We start from the raw sequence: 18,181 nt of genomic DNA, 5'->3' as shown, positions 1-18,181 counted from the left end.
ATTACCGCTTCACAAATTTGGCTGCACACCAATTGTTTAAAACCTTATTGGAGATAAACTCAAATCCTAATGATGTTGCTGCATCTATTAAGATTGGTAAATCTTCTTGCTCATAGAAACCACTTAAGTATAACTCTCCCCCTGTGTGGATACTCAACGCATATTGTGGCAATTGCTCTAACAAGATATTACGATTAATATTTGCCAAAATTACATCAAAGCTCCGACCTTCCAATAGCTCGTAAGATCCACAGAGAGCCTGAATATGCTCAACATGATTAAGCGCTCTATTTTCAATTACACTTTCCACACAAATTTCATCATAATCTACCGCCAATACAGCATCAGCTCCCTTCTTTGATGCCAGAATTGCTAGGATCCCTGTACCACAACCCATGTCCAAAACTTGCTTTCTACTAAAGTCATTCTCCAAAATATATTGGAGCATCATCGATGTTGTTTGATGGTGACCTGTTCCAAAAGACATCTTGGGGTCTATAATAATTTCGTATGGAAATTCCGTTCTTGCTGCATGAAAAGTGGCGCGCACGTAGCATTGTCCACCAACCTCAATTGGGTTAAAGTTACTTTCCCAAAGTTTATTCCAATTCTGATTTTCTATTTCCTGCACTTTATAATCGACCTCTAGGCCTTCATACAGTTGCATCATCAACGTCTCTAACGCCTGCAAGTCAAGATTTGCAGCCGGAATATAGGCTGCAAATCCAGATTCGGTATCCTCAAAAGTATCAAAGCCAATATCAGCTAAATCAGATATCAACAAATCCTTTTGCCACTCTTCACCTGATCGCATTTGAAAGATAACCTCTATGTATTTCATTTCTAAAAATTAGCCGTTAAATACTTTAGCGATATCAATAAAATCTCTTGATTTTAAAGATGCCCCTCCAATCAAACCACCGTCGATATCTGCCTGAGCAAATAGCTCTTTCGCATTGCCAGGATTACAAGATCCTCCATAAAGAATACTCGTATCATCAGCAACCTCCTGACCATAGTGATCAGCAAGAACCTTACGGATGAAATTATGCACCTCTTGTGCTTGCTCCGGACTCGCTGTTAACCCCGTACCAATAGCCCATACAGGTTCATAAGCTAAGACTACTGCTCCAAACGCTTCTTTCGACAAGTGGAACAAGCCTGCAGTCAATTGTGTTTTAATCACATCGAAGAAAGCACCAGATTCACGTTCTTCCTTTGTTTCTCCAATACAAAAAATTGGAGTTAAGCTATGTTTCAGAGCAATATCTACTTTTGATGCCAATAATGCATCTGTTTCACCAAAATAAGCACGTCTTTCGGAATGGCCTAAAATAACATGTGAAGCACCGACTGATTTTACTTGTGAAGCTGAAATTTCACCTGTATAGGCTCCAGACTCAGCTTGATGAATATTCTGTGCACCGATATTTACATTTGCCACATTTTTAGACAATTGTCCGAGACTTGACAAATGTATAAATGGGCTGCAAACAACCAATTCTTGATTTCCAATCACTTCATCTTTGGCCATATTGATAATTTCGGAAAATAAACTTAATCCTGATTGATAGTCCAAATTCATTTTCCAATTACCAGCTACGATTTTTCTACGCATGATTTTACGATTTAATTATATTTCTTGTTAAGTTGAATCAATTTATCTTTTATCTGCTCTGTGAGCACCTTCCCTTTCGAAGCATATAAAGCCTCTAAATATGCTATGAATTTATCAAATTCATAGGTCTCTGTACGCCCTCCAAACACCCAGGCAAATGACGGTACAAATTTAGCATAAAAACTTGTATCTGCCAGCATGCTTGCAAGACCAATTACAGTACCCGTATTTAAAGCCGAATTAATGCCGATACGTGTATAATCACCGATAAATGATCCACATTTTAACAGCCCCGTATCCCTGTCGCGATTTAATGCATAATCATAAATAGCGACCGTTTTCAAGTTATTCTTTAGATTAGAATTGGACGTTCCTGCCCCCAGATTACACCAATCCCCGATAACTGAGCAGCCTAGATAACCATGATGCCCCTTAGCCGAAAAGTCACCAATAACCGAATTACCGATCTCTCCACCGACCACCGCGTGCTCTCCCACGGAAACATTACCATAAATGGTAGTTCCCATTTTTACAACCGATCCTCTCCCAAGGTATAAAGGACCACGTAAATGAGCTCCTTCCATGATTGTAACACCTTCATCAATATATATTGGACCGTGAAGTGAATTAAGTGTTGCACATTCCATGCTAACATTATGCGCAATAAAAATATGATTACCCAGCAGTTGATTTGTTTCAGATATGCATGGCAACTTAACATCTTCAATCAACAAATTAAAATCCCTTGTTATTTCTGGACCATTCAATAAAAATAGGTCTTCGACTCCTTTTAAAATACTAACATCACATCCTATTTCCGTTACGCGGTAAAAGCCAGTACAGGTATAACGATAACATAACACATAGCCATCCTGCACCAGTACTTCACCAATATCCATTTTTTTTAACGCTTCCATTAATGCAGTTGAAGGAACAAGATTTTCGGATACAAATATAAGCCCTTCCTCATGATCCCAGTTGGCAACGAACTGAACACTATATGTCGAACCTATCTTTTTCCATTTTTCTCGTAAAGTGAGCACACCGACCCGCAGATCCAAGCAAGATTTAATGAAAGTGAGTGGATAAAGAGTCTTTTTATTGAAAGTAGTCAAATTGGAGGTAAGCCTATCCAACGTCTGGATAGCATCAAAGCAGTCGGTAAAGAAGATTTTCACAACCTAAAAATAATAAAAAAAACTCGACAAATCATATTTATCGAGTTTTTAATATTGTAATATACAGATCTGCTACAATTATTTTTTGTTGTAACGGCTACGGAATTTGTCGATACGACCGGCAGTATCAACCAATTTCATTTTACCTGTATAGAAAGGGTGTGATGTGTGAGAGATCTCTAGTTTTACAACTGGATACTCATTACCATCTTCCCATGTGATAGTTTCTTTAGTATCAACACAAGATTTTGTAATAAAAGCATAGTCATTTGACATATCTTTAAATACAACTAATCTGTAATTTGAAGGATGCAAATCTTTTTTCATTATTATTATGATTACGTATATTCAATTATTGAGGTGCAAAGATAACTTATAAAAATGTAATTTACAACAATTACCAAGAATAATTAGTTGATTTTTTTCACATTTTCATTAACAGCACTCATCAAGGTCACAAAGGTAACATTCTTTAATCTAACCAAAGAATAATTTTGTTTACCGACTCCCAAACCCAACACAAAACATTAATAAATAGAATTTTATGTAACACAAAATTAAATTAGATAAAAAATTTCCGCTTATATTTTGATACTAAAAACGCTAGGCTTATCATTGAATGAAGCGTTTATTCCAAAGTGACAAAGATGAAAAGTGACAATGGGGATATGTCCTGCCATTTACACTACAGATTTCGAGACAATTGCTACATCAGACGCCAAATAGCATAACCGTGTCAAACAAAATTCTTGGTTAAAAAGCTGGCGCGAAAAAAAATGGCCCGGAGTTAGATTCCACGCCTAACCAAAAACCATTTCGCCAAAGAATTGAGGCAGATGGAAATTAGGAGCTGGGTTTTCTATTTTATTCCAGGAGATAAAATGTGGCTGTTTGAGGTGATCACCACATTTATAGAAATTACCATGAATTATTTTACCTTTCAAGTTTACAAGTTCGTCAAACTTAAATATAGAAAGCGGAATTACCTCAATCATCGTCCATCGCTTATCACTACCATTACGCATTATTAAGGAAAAGGTACGAACCTTTTCTATCTCACTCGTATCTAACCTATTTCTTGCTGCTTTTTCGGCAGTACCATAACCGATCAATCCAGTTCCAATTAAATTAAATTCTAAGTTGTAATAATGCTTACAACCATCAAATGACACAAAAAATTCCACACAACTGTCTTCCCATACATTCTGATTGGCTTCAGAATAGTGGCCGCGAAGCTGTTCTTCGATGACCTCATATTGCAATACTAGGTACTCCGCTGTGTAACCAATTTTAAATTGTACTTCGGGTTTGTATGGGAAGGATTCGCTCCAATTGTTATAACTCAGCGACTGCGTTTCGAGATCACTCATGAGCTCTGACAAGGTCTTATAATCAAGATCCTTTGTCAAATCAGCTGCAATAGGCAAAATAGTCAATTTCTTCATTCAACTCTGTTTTTTTTGGAAAAAAAAAGCTTCGTCTACTTGACAGAAGCTTACAAATATGATTAAAGGTATAAAATTGTTAAATGCAATCAAAAACAACCTTACGCATAAATGCTTCATTCCTTTCCATCTCCTCTACCAGCTTCAGTTGTGTGTTTGTACGCACGAGATTGTGATCCTCGTACTTTGTTTTGTAATAATGGTCGCCTTCCAAATAGTCAGTCAAAAAACGTACGCCCTGCATAAAAGGCAATAAAAAAGCCCCATCTACCAATGTTTCTTTTTCCATAGTCGTCAAAAAGTCATTCGCTTCTTCGAGATAACCTTCCGCATAAGCTTTATACAAAGCCAAATTAAGGCTAATTTTAGACACATCGGTTTCATCTTCCGCAACAGGATTTATAATCGTCCGAATAGCATCACCGAAGTCGTATGCAACATATCCAGGCATTACCGTATCCAAATCTATCACGCATTGCATTTTATCATGATGATCCAAGAGCACATTATTAAACTTGGTATCATTATGGGTTATGCGCAGGGGAAGTTTACCCTTGCTACCTAGTTGAAGAATGGTCTGCATGCGATCTTCGCGGCTAAAGATAAAATCTAATCTGTCTTTCACCAATGCTACGCGTTTACAGGTGTCTTTAGCGATCGCTTTCCGAAGATTTTCAAGTCTAAAATCTATATTATGAAAGTTAGGAAGAACTTCAACGATCAGTGACGCATCCAAATCTGACAACTGCTTTTGGAAAAGACCAAAAGCACGCCCGCCCTCCGCTGCTTGAAATTCAGTTTCAACAATATCATAACTCTTCGTATCTTCAATTAGGATAAACATACGCCAATAATTTCCACGGTCATCTTGGATATACAAATTCCCGTCTATCGTCGGGACAATGGTTAATACGTGATCGCTGACTCTTTTGCCCTTTGCGACTTTAACTTTTTCGCTAAGATGCTTGGTAACTAGCGCTATATTGTGCATTAGTCCATCCACATTAGGAAAAACATGGTGATTAATCCGTTGCAATAAGTACGATACCTGGGTATTTTCAGTAGTAATTACACGATAAGTATCATTGATATGACCAGAACCAAATGGTTGAACCGAAATGATATCTCCTTCTAATGTGAATTGTTTTGCCGCGCGCTCTATTACTAATTGGTTAAAATCAGACATTAAACTATGTTTTTAAATCATCAATGTGCTTGCAATATCACAAATTGAATTAATAAATGATAATTTTTATTTCAATCAAACGTTTGCATGAAATTTATTAAAATTAAGCAAACGTTTGCACATTCATTTATCGCAAATGAAATAATATATTTGTTTAGAATAGCCAGTCCAACAGACTGTTTTAATAAGTAAATAACTAATATACAAACTCCCTATATCTCAAAACAATGGATAGAAGAAATTTCATAAGATCGACTGCCATCACTACAGCTGGAATCGGTGTCCTTTCAAGTACAGACTTATTTGCCCAAACAAATGGTAAGATAAAAATTGGCTTTATTGGCGTAGGTCTTCGAGGACGTAATCATGTGCAAATTGCGCTAAATAGAGATGATCTAGAAATTGTGGCGATCTGTGACACTCAAGAAGAATCTTTAGCCCAATGCCGTAAACAATTTAATGCAAAGGGAACCAAACTTCCAAAAGAATATACGGGCGGTAAAGAGGCTTACAAAAAGATGTTAAGCAACGAAAACTTAGATGCCGTTATTATTGCCACTCCTTGGCAGTTCCACAAAGACCAAGCTATTGACGCAATGAAGGCAGGATTATATGTAGGGTGTGAGGTTATTGCCGGTTTAACTGTGCAAGATCATTGGGACGTTGTTAAAGCTTCCGAAGAAACCGGAAAACCTTACATGACATTAGAAAATGTAGCGTTTCGGCGCGATGTACTTGCTGTATTAAACATGCATAGACAAGGGCTTTTCGGTGAATTATTACATCTTGAAGGGGGCTATCAACATGATTTACGTGAAGTGCTTTTCAACGACGGAAAAAATTATTACGGTCAAGGTGTCGAGTATGGCCCAAAAGCAATTTCAGAGGCGCAATGGCGCACACAATTCAACATCGACCAAGACGGCGATCTTTACCCTACACACGGATTAGGCCCAATCATGCAATTTGTAGACATCAACAAAGGAAACAGATTCACTCATATTACTTCTTACTCAAGTAAAGCGCGTGGATTGGCTGCGTATGTCAATAAAGTTTCCCCAGGACACCCTAATGGTAAGATCAATTACAAAAATGGGGACATCACACAAACGATGTTACAATGTGCGAATGGAGAAACCATGTTATTGACGCATGACACACACTTACCAAGACCCTATTCTATCGGTTTTCGCGTACAAGGAACAGATGGGATTTGGATGGATGTTGCCAAAGGCATACATATCGAAGGTAAATCTAAACCGCACACTTGGGATTCTGCAGACGAATGGGTAAAGAAATATGACCACCCAATTTGGAAAAAATATGAAGAATTAGCAAATGGTTCTGGTCATGGCGGAATGGATTGGTTTGTATTCAATGCGTTCATTCAATCCGTGAAACAAAAGGTACAGACTCCAATTGATGTATACGATTCTGTGACCATGAGTGCAGTATTTCCCTTATCTACCGAATCTATTGCGAAAGGAAATAAGACGTTGGAATTCCCTGATTTCACGAAAGGAAAATGGAAAACGAAGAAAAACACCTTTATGTTAGATGATAGTGGAATGTAATTAGAAAGACACACTTACTATTAAAAAAGCCGTATTGGAAGAAATACGGCTTTTTTTATGAATGCTCCACATAATCATAATAATCCTACTATTTAGCTGGTCTTTTCCGTAAATTAGCCCTAGTAAAAACTTTCAACTCATTATGCTTACCGAAGCAATTATTATTTTAGCCCTGATTATTCTAAATGGAATACTGTCGGCATCAGAAATATCCATCGTATCCAGCAGAAAAGCAAGATTACAGGCCGAAAGCGATAAAAATAATGCAGCAGCCAAAATAGCGTTAAGTCTAAAAGAATCGCCAAACAGCTTTCTGTCTACTGTACAAATAGGTATTACGCTTATCGGGATATTAACAGGATTTTTTTCTGGTGGCAGTATATCATCGTACTTAGTAGAAGTCTTCAATAAATCGAGTATTATCGCTCCATACAGCGAGCAGCTCGCTGTAATTATTGTTGTATTTATTATTACCTATTTTTCATTGGTACTTGGGGAGCTAGTACCCAAACGCATAGGTATGGCCATTCCAGAAAAGTATGCCATGCTTATTTCTTATCCGATGAATCTGCTCAGCAAAATCGTTCGGCCATTTGTGTGGTTACTAAGCATGTCAACAGAGTTTATCGTCAAAATCCTTAATATTAAAAGCAGCGGTAATAGCGTCACGGAAGAAGAAATAAAAGCCCTGGTAGATGAGGGTGTGGATAGTGGAGTCATTGAAGGAATCGAACACGATATCGTGGACCGTCTGTTAAGTTTAGGGGACAAAAAAGCGGTTAACCTCATGACTCACCGTAAAAATATTGTGTTCTTGGACCTCGCAGAATCCTTTGAAGAAAACCGCAAGATTATACTAGACAATGATTATTCCATCTATCCTGTCTGTGAAGGTGGACTTGATAACATTAAAGGAGTTGTTCATGTAAAATCATTACTTCGACAATGTCTCCAAAATGAGCCTTTTGACCTAAGAGTCCTTATGTTGCCCATCAAATTTGTGAACGAGTTTAGTTCCTCCTACAGTATCATGAATACCTTGCGGACATCTAGTATTCATCAAGCGGTCGTCATAGACGAGTATGGGTCACCTCAAGGAATCATTACGCTACGGGATATTGTTGGTGATTTGGTAGGCAACATTGCAGAAAGCGATATCAGTGTCCGTCCAACAATACGTCAATTAGAAAATGGAGACTATGTTGTCGATGGACAATATCAGATCGAAACCCTTTTGGATGAATTTGAGATAGGCCTTTCTGAAGAAGATGAAAATGAGATTAGTAATGTCACTACCGTAGGTGGCTTAGTGTTCCTCCGGTTAGATCATGTACCCGAAGAAGGGGAACGTATCCAATTTAAAAACCTAATTTTTGAAGTGCTTGATATGGATGGACACCGCATCGATAAACTATTGATGAAACTGACAGACTAGATCTGAATATTCCAAATGCCTATTATCTAAAAAGAAGCGTGAGNNCCTCATAATCATCAGCTCACGCTTCTTTTTAGACGGATTCCCTCACCAAATTAGTTGATACCATGCATCATTTTTTTCAATATCGGATTGAACGCAATCAATAAAAGCGCAGTAACACCTGGAACTATAGCAAATATCATAAAGAAATAAGACATAGAGTGCTCTTCTGTGATTTTATCGATATAAGAACCTAAAAACCCCCCAATGAAATTTGCGATTGCGGAAGCACAAAACCAACATCCAAACAAAAGGCCCAAAAATTTCTTCGGAGAGAGTTTACTTACGTAAGATAGCCCGACAGGTGATAGACAAAGTTCTCCTGCAGAATGGAAAAAATAGGCGATAACAAGCCAAACCATACTGACTGATGCTGTTTTAGCCCCCTGTGGAATGTCATTGGCGCCATAAGCTAGCGCGGCAAATCCAATACCGACTAATATCAGACCCAGTGCAAATTTTACGGGGCCAGAAGGATTCCATACCTTTTCCCAGAATTTACTGAAAGAAGATGCAAGAGAAATAATAAAAAATGCGTTCAATATTTGAAACCACGAAGCGCCAACTTCCGAACCTGTTATACCGATCTCGCGAAATATTTTCCATAAACCCAAGCCCCAGATAATACCGAATGAAATTGCTGTAAACAAAATTGTAAGCGGATACTGTTTATATATTTTTCTAGCCAATGCTGTCAAAACAATCGTTACAATTACGATAGGTACAATGGTCAAAATTGTATCAATCCATTTAAACGTAATCGCTGAACTTCCTGACAAGACACGCTGCGTGTAATCCTTCGCAAATATTGACATCGAACCGCCAGCCTGTTCGAAAGAAAGAAAGAAAACCACGCTGGCCAACATAAATATTGTAACAACGATAAGGCGGTCTCTAACAACATTTCCAGGAATAACCTCATCAATATCTTCATGATTTTTGACCTTTTCGTCATGATGAGCCTGTAACGCTTTAGGCGTATTACCGATAATACCAAATATGCGCTGTCCAAAATAGAATTGTAGCATGCCGAAGAACATAAATACTCCAGCTAGTCCAAACCCATAATGCCAACCTATTTTTTCACCGATATAACCACATAGGAGCATTCCCAAAAATGAACCAGCGTTGATACCCATATAAAAAATTGTATAACCTGCATCCTTCTTTGAACTTTTGTCTGGGTATAGATTTCCTACCATCGAAGAAATATTAGGTTTAAACATACCATTCCCTAAAATCATTAAGAGTAATCCTAAATAGAAGAAATTTGAATGGACAGCTTCAAACGCCATAGACAAGTGTCCTAATGTCATAATCAATGCACCAATCAAGATAGCCTTCTTAAAACCAGTCAATTTATCCGCAATCATACCACCGATCAATGGAGTCAGATAAACAAGACCAGTATAGGTCCCATATAACTGCATCGCCTGCGCATTGCTCCATTCCCATCCACCGTCAGCGATCGTACTGATTAAAAATAAGGTCAATAAAGCCCGCATACCATAGTAGCTAAAACGCTCCCACATCTCCGTGAAAAATAGTACAAATAATCCAGCGGGATGCCCACTCACCATCTTGTCATCTATACCATGCTTGGCCAGATGCGCTACAAGAATTTGATCTTTTTCTTGATTCATATAATTTCAATAATTGTTTTATAACTCAGGTTTTGTTTTTATTTTGATAAAAATTGCTTGAAGATACACTAATTTTCTATGAATTAGTCAATTCCATGCATCATCTTTTTTATTTTTTTATTGCCTAAAACAAGGAATACTGCCGCTATCATCGGTATCATTGTAAACACAGCAAAGAAATAAGACATGGAATGAGATTCGGTAATCTTATCGATATACGACCCAATAAAGCCTCCTATAAAATTAGCAATAGCATTGGCGCAAAACCAAAAACCGAACAGTAATCCAAGGAATCGCTTTGGCGACAGTTTACTAACATAAGACAATCCAACCGGACCTATACATAATTCGCCTACTGTATGAAAAAAATAAGCTAAGACCAGCCAAATCATACTGACTGAGGCAGCTTTTGCACCAGTGGGAATCTCCGAACTACCAATTGATAAAGCAGCAAAGCCGACGCCGACCAATGTCAAACCCATTGCGAATTTAATTGGCCCAGAAGGATTCCATACTTTTTCCCATATCTTACTAAATGAAGTCGCCAGTGTAATTATAAAGAAAGAGTTCAACATCGGAAACCATGATACCGTAACTTCAGAATTCATATCATAATATTCGCGATAGACCTTCCATAAACATAAGGACCAAATGATCACAAAAGAAATACTGGAAAAAAGTATAATCAAGGGATATTTACGAATAATTTTTTTAGCCAACACGAACAAGACACCAGTGATAACTACAATAGGCAACACGGTCAACGCAGCATCAAACCATTTAAATAGTATCGCTGCATCCCCACTCAACACCCGCTGTGTATAATTTTTAGCAAATATTGTCATTGACCCACCCGCCTGCTCAAATGCTAAGTGAAATACAATACTTGATATCATAAAAATAACAATCACCAACAAACGATCACGAACGACATGTTTCGGATTTTCTACCTTATTTACTGCGTCATCGGTAAGCTCTTCCTTCCTTTCTGGGGTATTTCCAATTTTTCCAAAAATCCGTTGGGCGAAATAAAACTGCAACATACCCAAAAACATAAATACACCTGCTAAACCAAATCCATAATGCCAACCAACCTTTTCGCCGATGTAACCACAAAGCATCATTCCTAAGAAGGCTCCTCCATTTATTCCCATATAAAATATGGTATAACCGGCATCCTTTTTGCCCCCTTTATCGGGATACAACTTACCAACCATGGATGATATATTCGGCTTAAACAAACCGTTTCCTAGAACAATAAGCACCAGACCTGCTAAAAAAAAGCTTTTATTAAACCCTTCTAAAGCCATAGCAATATGCCCCAAAGTCATAATTATAGCACCGACCATAATGGATTTTCTATATCCTGTGAGACGATCAGCAATAATTCCACCAAATAGCGGAGTCAAAAACACCATTCCGGTATAAAGACCATAGAGCTTCATCGCCTCTGAATTAGTCCATCCCCAACCATGTTGTGCAATAGTAGAAACCAAAAAATTCACTAAAAGCGCCCGCATACCGTAATAGCTAAAACGCTCCCACATCTCCGTGAAGAATAATACAAATAATCCGGCGGGGTGCCCTTGTACCAATACATGCTCCGCCCCTACTTTTTCCAAATGGGTTTCTAGAACAGCATTCTTTTCAAAATTCATGTTTTTTAATAGTTGTTTTTCAAAATGTGGTAGTGTAATTTCCATTTATTATTTCATCATCAGCAAATGGAAAACTGATGACCCTCTATATTACCTTAATCTCATAGGATCAAGTAGATATCAGACCAACCAATGTCTAATTTAAGCCCTGTAAGACACAAAGAGGTAGATGAATAAACATCCCTTATAACAGTCAAGTTCTTTCCATCTATTGAAAAGAACTTGATTTATTCATGATTAAATCAAAGGACGTAAACGTTCCAGCAACCTTTTAGTCGCAAAGATCCCCTCTTCCTCGCTCAACTTACTTCCCTCGTATTCAATACCAATGTATCCTTTGAATTTTGCTTTCTTGATGATCTTTAACATACGCTCATAATCAATTTGCGTTTCGTTGCCGTTGGCATCAAAATCATGTGTTTTGGCGCTGACACCATGCGCATAAGGCATCAAATCTGTGACGCCCTGATAACGATCATATTCATAGAAGTTTCCAAGATCAGGTAAACTTCCACAATACTTACTACCGACTGCTTTTAGTGTATTGGCTAACCAATCACCATGTGAAGAAATACCACCATGATTTTCTACAATAATACTGATTCCTGCTTTTTTGCCTATATCTGACAATGCGGTCAGGCTTTCAACAACACGTTTACTCACTTCCTCAGGTGCCCCTTTACCGGCAGCATTAACGCGTATGGCGTGACATCCCAGAAAATTAGCTGCAGAAATCCATTTATAGTGATTTTGCACAGCTTGTTTTCTCTTGGTTTCGTCTTCATCACCTAGATTTCCCTCACCATCAATCATAATGAGTACATTACGTACACCATTATCTTTAGCACGCATATTCAGCTCGGTAAGATAATTATTATCATTCGCCTTATCTTTAAAAAATTGGTTCACGTATTCTACACCATAGATACCATATTTTTTTGCAGCCAAGGCTGGAAAATCCAAATTATTCAAATCTCCTTTGAATAAAGATTTATGCAAAGACCATTCCGCCAGGGAAATATCAAACCAATCTTTCTTCGCTGCTGCAAAGCTCTCCAACGAAGGAGCCAATGCAATCCCAGCAGATGCTAATGCAAGGTTTTTAAGAAAATCTCTTCTTGAATTCATGTGTTTAGATTTATGTGTTATTTAAATATTTCCCCAGCCAGTGCTCAATACATCCACCAGGTGCATGGTCTGAATAGGTAATTTATGTTTATCGATATAAGATTGCAACTGCAGTAAGCAAGATGAATCAGTCGATATGATGTAATCCGCATGCATATCCAAAGCATTCTGCACTTTCTGTTCAGCCATCGCAGCCGATATACCTTCGAATTTTACTGCAAAACTACCACCAAATCCACAGCATGTCTCACTATCTTTTACCTCTACCATCTCCAAGCCCAAAACCTTACTCAGTAATATTCGGGGTTCATCTTTAATCTTGCATTCCCGTAATGCCGAGCATGAATCGTGGTATACGGCAACTCCCTCCAATTCAGCCCCAAAATATTCCTTTTTCAGAATGTTTACCAAAAAATCAGATATTTCAATAACCTGTTGTTGTATTTTATGACATTGATGAGAATCTGCAGAATTAGCGAATAGATCGTTGTAACCGTGCCTTACCATCCCAGTACAAGAAGCAGACGGAGAAATAATAACATGCTCGCCTGAAAAATCTCTTAGAAATTTCCGTCCAACCTGCTTTGCATCTTCCCAAAACCCAGCATTGTATGCCGGTTGGCCACAGCATGTCTGCTCGGGATTATATACAACCTCACAGCCAACTTTTTCCAGTAAACGAACAGTATTAAACGCAGTCTCAGGATAAAGCTGATCTATAAAACAAGGAACAAAAAGTTCTACTTTCATATTAAATTTGATCAATAAAATTAAGATTTATTGGATACTAAAATCCGTACCAAAAGTAACAATCCAATTACAAAAAATAAAGAAAGAACCAATGCTGAGTACCGAATATTGTGTGTTATTTGTTCTATAAGCCCAAATGAAAATAACCCGATGACAATGGCTACCTTTTCTGTAACGTCATAAAAAGAGAAGAAAGCAGTGGTGTCTTTGATATCAGGTGGAATTAGTTTCGAATAGGTTGAACGTGAAAGCGACTGAATTCCGCCCATGACTAGGCCTACCAGTGCGGCAATAATATAAAATTGAAGCGGAGTCGATAAATAAAAAGCTGATATGCAGATTCCGATCCAAATCATTACTACCACTATCAATACTTTAATATTTCCAAACAGTGTGGATAAATAAGACATTAAAAATGCCCCTAAAATGGCTACAAGCTGAATAAGAAGAATCGTGGCAATCAATCTTTCCGCACCTAAGTGCAGAATTTTCTCTCCGAAGGAAGAAGCGACAATCATTAAGGTCTGCACACCAATCGCGTAGAAGAAAAATGCCGGCAGAAACTGTTTGATTTCAGGAATACCTTTGATCTTTTGAATCACGTGTCCAAATTCATCCCGTACGTTCTGTATGAAGCTTTTACCTGTAGTATTACCAGTAGCCTCAATTTTGGGTAAATATTTAAATGGAATCATAGAGAACCCGAGCCACCATAATCCAACCATTAGAAACGATATGCGTGCTGGTAAAGAGGCGTTTGTAATACCAAACCATCCTGGTTTAAGAACGACTATAAAACAAAGAATCTGTAATGTAACGCAGCCAATATAGCCATAAGCAAAACCTTGCGCGCTCACTTTATCCTGTTGATCAACAGTAGCTAAAAGTGGCAAATAGGAGTTATTAAACAAAACACCGCCGATATAACCCATTGCAGCAAGCACAAAACATATGATACCGATTTCCAGCGTATCAAGCTTAAAAAAGAATAGGCACATACATGCCATCGCGCCCATATAGGTAAAGAATTTCATGATCTGCTTCTTCTTTCCATTTGCATCGGCGTACGAAGAAATAAAGGGCAAAGAAAAAGACATCAGCAAATACGCAAAAGCTAAAGAAAAATTGGAAAGTGCGGTATTAACCACTTCAATTCCAAAGAAACTGACAACATCTCCATGCTCTTTCGTTGTAGTAATTGCTGTATAATAAACTGGAAATATTGTGGAAGTAATAACAAGGTTGTAAGCAGAATTGGCCCAATCAAACATGGCCCAAGAACGAATCAATTTTTTGTTGTTTTTTACAATTGCTTCCATTTAAATTGGCTTAATAAGTTTGACGAATATAAGTAATAATTTTAGCCATTTCTTTACGAATTGCACTTGCCCGATCATCAATATAATTATTGTTCATAAAAGAAAAGGCCATTCTTCTTCCTTTCCGTGTAATGAGATAACCGCTTTGATTATAGACAGAGGTAATAGTTCCGGTCTTAGCAAAAACAAAGGGTTCACCAAGATCTTTGCTATAGGTTCTTCTCAGCGTACCATCTATACCTCCAGCTGGAAAAAGGCGAAAGCGATCCTTCTCATCAGGTAATTTATTTTTCAGAAGAACCAACAAATCCACATTATTTTGCGGAGTAACCTTATTATAGGAAGAAAGACCTGATCCATCAAATAGGGCAACCTCGGCTGAAAAATATTTATAAACGTTATTCTTCATCCAATCCCGCACCAAGTAGGTATCAAATTGGCCAAACTGCTTCCACGAGCACATCATTAAAAACTGTTCAGCAATAAAGTTATCACTGGGCAACATCATTTCACGAATGAGATTTTTTGTTTCACATGAATACAATATTTTTGTATCGTTTGGTTTTGTATAGGTCAGGCGATTTACCTGCTTACCTAGTGTATCCGACAACAATTTCACAAACAAACTATCCGAATAAATAAAAGGGACTTCATTGACATAATCATTTGGTACTGGACGTTTAGACATCCAAAAATTATTGCTTCGAAAAGAGCGTGAAAGCTCGAATTCACCTTTTTTAGGCTCAGGCAAAAAATCCAGGTCTTTCTGAAAAATTCTGGGAGAGGTATTTAAATGATTGTATCCCCTTTGACGAAAAGTAACCACGTTTCCATAGATGGGAAATGTGCTTATTTCAGGCTGATAATAGGCTTCAAAATCCTCCATTGCCCAACCATGTGCGTAGAATTTATTTCTCATAGTACCGGCAACAAAATAGATCGTTTTATTTGTTCTTTTCAAAAAATCATAAACCACCCTTGTATCCAAACGATTATGCAAAAAAGTCGGATCTCCTGTTCCCCAGATTAACAGCGAATCTCCGCGTTCAACATACTCCAAACCTGGTATCGAATCACCCAGCAGCGCCAAAGCAGCATAAGTAGTATACATTTTAGTGTTGGAAGCAGGTGTGAAATGCTTGCTGCCATTAACATCCATGACAAACTTATCAGCATTTAAGTCATACAGTGAAAATCCGTAGAAATGATCATTTAATATTTTGGAATCCTGAAGCATATGGTAGACGTCTTCAAAATCCTGGGACTTAACAATAAGGGTAGAAAATAGGACAAGCCAAAGCAGTAATAGCGTACACAGGAAATTTTTCATTGGTGTAAACATACAAAAAAGAGTAATAACTCCATTTCTCCTACTGCCAAAATTCAGATACAAATCCTATAAAACAGCAAAGGGAGGATTTATTTCCTCCCTTTGCATTTATTATGTCAGCTACTAGTAGCCCTGATTTTGTGTTAGACTACCATTACTTTTATTTATTTCCTCTTGTGGAATCGGGAAATAAGCATTTTTATCCGCATATGCTTTGCTCTTAAATACAGGGAGTATACTGCCTTCAAATTTTGCGTAATTTGCAATAACCTCTTTCGCTATACCCCAGCGTACCAAGTCGAAGAAACGATGACCTTCCATGGCTAGTTCTAGTCTTCTTTCAAATCGAACAGCTTTACGCGCCTGATCGGCACTTGTGAATGCCGGATAGGGTTTAACCTCGTATTTCGCAGCGGCGACTCCGCCCCCGGTAGTCTTAGATGGTAATTGTGCCGCACGAAGCCGAATAGAGTTAACGTATTTTAAAGCATTTGGAAGATTACCCAATTCAACCTCACACTCAGCAGCCATTAAAATTACGTCAGCAAGTCGAATAATATTCACATCAAGATCGGTTACATAAGCAGCACCGGCCTGTGTATGAGCAGCATGTTGACTTTTAGGAATCATCGTTTTAATACCCGTAAATGGACCACCATGCGGACGACTTCCTTCCTCCGGCCTTAGCCATGCGTCACCAGGAAACTCCCCATAATCCAAGAAATTGACACCGCGGCGACCAACGGTATAATCAAGCCGTGGATCAAATTTTAAGTTCAAATCCAATTTATAATTTGCTATAGCGGTTTTATCTGTCAACAAGATATCAGAAGTATATGGATTCGTACGATAGGAATCATCTAGCATCGGAAGTCCATTTGCATCTACCTTATATGCATTAACGAGATCAATTGAAGGCTGGTAGAAACCACAGCAGCCAACAGGGTTAGTGCCATTAAGACCACTGAGCATATCACCCACATTCGCATTATCCCCACCGCCATCAGGATTGATGGCATGCTTAGCCACTAAAAGCGCTTCGGGTCCATTTTCCTTATTGACATCATAATTATCCTGGAAAGGCATTGTTGTGATGTCACGGCTTCCAATGACATCCTTAAATAAAGTCAGAGCCTCAGTATATTTTTTTTGATAAAGGTATAGTTTACCCAAATATGCTTTCGCAGTACGTTGATCCATTCGTCCACCTTCACCATTGATCTTGCTATCTGGTAAATTCGCAATAGCAGTCTTTAGATCACTTTCGATCATAGGTTGTACATCCTTATCATTTTTGACAACTTTAGCCTCTTCGATGCTTGTATTTTCGTCTACATATGGAATATTTTTAAAGATACGCCACAGAAAAAAGTAGTAGTGTGCACGCAACAATTTCGCCTCACCCTCAATTTCTTTAGCACGCTCTGCTTTAATCGTTTTGCTACCGCTTTGATCTTGGCTCAACAAACGCAGTGTAGTATTTGCACGAAGTATGCCTTCATAATATACCTGCCACATGGTGCTTAGGTTGTCGTTAGAGGAAATCGTAGTAAAAGACTCGATCATATTCATGTTTGGCTGATCGGTGATTACTGATCCCTTGTGTGCATTATCGGATGTAATTTCTCCGAAAATCCATTGGCTTGGCGCCGAACCATAGTTCCCCCAAGTGCCATTTATATTACCGTTCATAATTGCATAGGCACCAATCAAGGTTGCTTCTACCCCTTTCTTTCCCTCAATCTGCTCTTCGATCAATTGCCCTTGAGGATTTTTTTCCAAAAAGCCTTTACTACAGCCAAGCATACCTAAAGTCGTCAGTCCTAACAAACTGTATAATTGAATAGTTCTCTTTTTCATTTTAATTGCTTTATA

15 protein-coding genes are annotated in these 18,181 nt (G+C 38.1%); 2 read left to right on the top strand and 13 right to left on the bottom strand.

Annotated features, from left to right (window positions below; translation table 11 throughout):
• Nucleotide 1: 1 nt before the first annotated feature.
• The 6 genes from prmA to B3E00_RS22050 form a co-directional block, all read right to left on the bottom strand.
• The gene (prmA, locus tag B3E00_RS22075; RefSeq protein WP_293885501.1) at nucleotides 2-841 is read right to left on the bottom strand and encodes a 50S ribosomal protein L11 methyltransferase; all 840 of its coding nucleotides are present in this window, start codon (nucleotides 839-841) and stop codon (nucleotides 2-4) included.
• Between the two features lie 9 nt (nucleotides 842-850).
• Nucleotides 851-1,618 carry a triose-phosphate isomerase gene (gene tpiA / locus B3E00_RS22070; protein ID WP_293885499.1) on the bottom strand — a complete coding sequence of 256 codons (768 nt, stop codon included), beginning with the start codon at nucleotides 1,616-1,618 and terminating at the stop codon, nucleotides 851-853.
• 11 nt (nucleotides 1,619-1,629) lie between these two features.
• A complete protein-coding gene (locus B3E00_RS22065; RefSeq protein ID WP_293885497.1) occupies nucleotides 1,630-2,796 on the bottom strand; it encodes a putative sugar nucleotidyl transferase in 1,167 nt (388 codons plus the stop codon).
• A 78-nt stretch (nucleotides 2,797-2,874) separates the two neighbouring features.
• Entirely contained in the window at nucleotides 2,875-3,123 is a 249-nt protein-coding gene (locus tag B3E00_RS22060; protein WP_209578846.1) for a type B 50S ribosomal protein L31, read from the bottom strand.
• 473 nt (nucleotides 3,124-3,596) lie between these two features.
• Nucleotides 3,597-4,241 (bottom strand): carbohydrate-binding family 9-like protein, encoded by a 645-nt coding sequence (locus B3E00_RS22055; protein WP_293885494.1) that lies wholly within the window; start codon nucleotides 4,239-4,241, stop codon nucleotides 3,597-3,599.
• A 79-nt stretch (nucleotides 4,242-4,320) separates the two neighbouring features.
• On the bottom strand, nucleotides 4,321-5,427 hold the full coding sequence (locus B3E00_RS22050) for a phosphotransferase enzyme family protein (protein ID WP_293885492.1): 1,107 nt from the start codon (nucleotides 5,425-5,427) through the stop codon (nucleotides 4,321-4,323).
• Between the two features lie 227 nt (nucleotides 5,428-5,654).
• On the opposite strand from B3E00_RS22050, the gene B3E00_RS22045 reads away from it, so the two are divergent.
• Both B3E00_RS22045 and B3E00_RS22040 read left to right on the top strand, forming a co-directional pair.
• Nucleotides 5,655-7,001, top strand: coding sequence for a Gfo/Idh/MocA family protein (locus B3E00_RS22045; protein ID WP_293885490.1), 1,347 nt, complete (start codon nucleotides 5,655-5,657; stop codon nucleotides 6,999-7,001).
• A gap of 142 nt (nucleotides 7,002-7,143) precedes the next feature.
• Entirely contained in the window at nucleotides 7,144-8,436 is a 1,293-nt protein-coding gene (locus tag B3E00_RS22040) for a hemolysin family protein (RefSeq protein ID WP_293885489.1), read from the top strand.
• Between the two features lie 95 nt (nucleotides 8,437-8,531).
• Here B3E00_RS22040 and B3E00_RS22035 read toward each other — a convergent pair whose 3' ends face one another.
• The 7 genes from B3E00_RS22035 to B3E00_RS22005 all read right to left on the bottom strand — a co-directional run bounded on the left by B3E00_RS22035 (nucleotide 8,532) and on the right by B3E00_RS22005 (nucleotide 18,166).
• Nucleotides 8,532-10,121 carry a peptide MFS transporter gene (locus B3E00_RS22035; RefSeq protein WP_293940168.1) on the bottom strand — a complete coding sequence of 530 codons (1,590 nt, stop codon included), beginning with the start codon at nucleotides 10,119-10,121 and terminating at the stop codon, nucleotides 8,532-8,534.
• An 83-nt stretch (nucleotides 10,122-10,204) separates the two neighbouring features.
• Nucleotides 10,205-11,779 carry a peptide MFS transporter gene (locus tag B3E00_RS22030; RefSeq protein ID WP_293940166.1) on the bottom strand — a complete coding sequence of 525 codons (1,575 nt, stop codon included), beginning with the start codon at nucleotides 11,777-11,779 and terminating at the stop codon, nucleotides 10,205-10,207.
• 237 nt (nucleotides 11,780-12,016) lie between these two features.
• Nucleotides 12,017-12,907, bottom strand: coding sequence for a TIM barrel protein (locus B3E00_RS22025; RefSeq protein ID WP_293884622.1), 891 nt, complete (start codon nucleotides 12,905-12,907; stop codon nucleotides 12,017-12,019).
• A 21-nt stretch (nucleotides 12,908-12,928) separates the two neighbouring features.
• Entirely contained in the window at nucleotides 12,929-13,657 is a 729-nt protein-coding gene (locus B3E00_RS22020) for a (Fe-S)-binding protein (RefSeq protein ID WP_293884621.1), read from the bottom strand.
• A gap of 20 nt (nucleotides 13,658-13,677) precedes the next feature.
• The gene (locus B3E00_RS22015) at nucleotides 13,678-14,976 is read right to left on the bottom strand and encodes an MFS transporter (protein WP_293884620.1); all 1,299 of its coding nucleotides are present in this window, start codon (nucleotides 14,974-14,976) and stop codon (nucleotides 13,678-13,680) included.
• Between the two features lie 10 nt (nucleotides 14,977-14,986).
• Entirely contained in the window at nucleotides 14,987-16,306 is a 1,320-nt protein-coding gene (locus B3E00_RS22010) for a D-alanyl-D-alanine carboxypeptidase (RefSeq protein ID WP_293940164.1), read from the bottom strand.
• A gap of 123 nt (nucleotides 16,307-16,429) precedes the next feature.
• Nucleotides 16,430-18,166 carry a RagB/SusD family nutrient uptake outer membrane protein gene (locus tag B3E00_RS22005; RefSeq protein WP_293884618.1) on the bottom strand — a complete coding sequence of 579 codons (1,737 nt, stop codon included), beginning with the start codon at nucleotides 18,164-18,166 and terminating at the stop codon, nucleotides 16,430-16,432.
• Nucleotides 18,167-18,181: the final 15 nt, after the last annotated feature.

It is taken from the genome of Sphingobacterium sp. UBA5996 (genome assembly GCF_002429765.1).
In the GTDB taxonomy this organism is placed as follows: Bacteria; Bacteroidota; Bacteroidia; order Sphingobacteriales; family Sphingobacteriaceae; genus Sphingobacterium.
The sequence above is the reverse complement of the archived record's forward strand: the minus strand, read 5'-3'. Positions and strand labels throughout refer to the sequence as shown.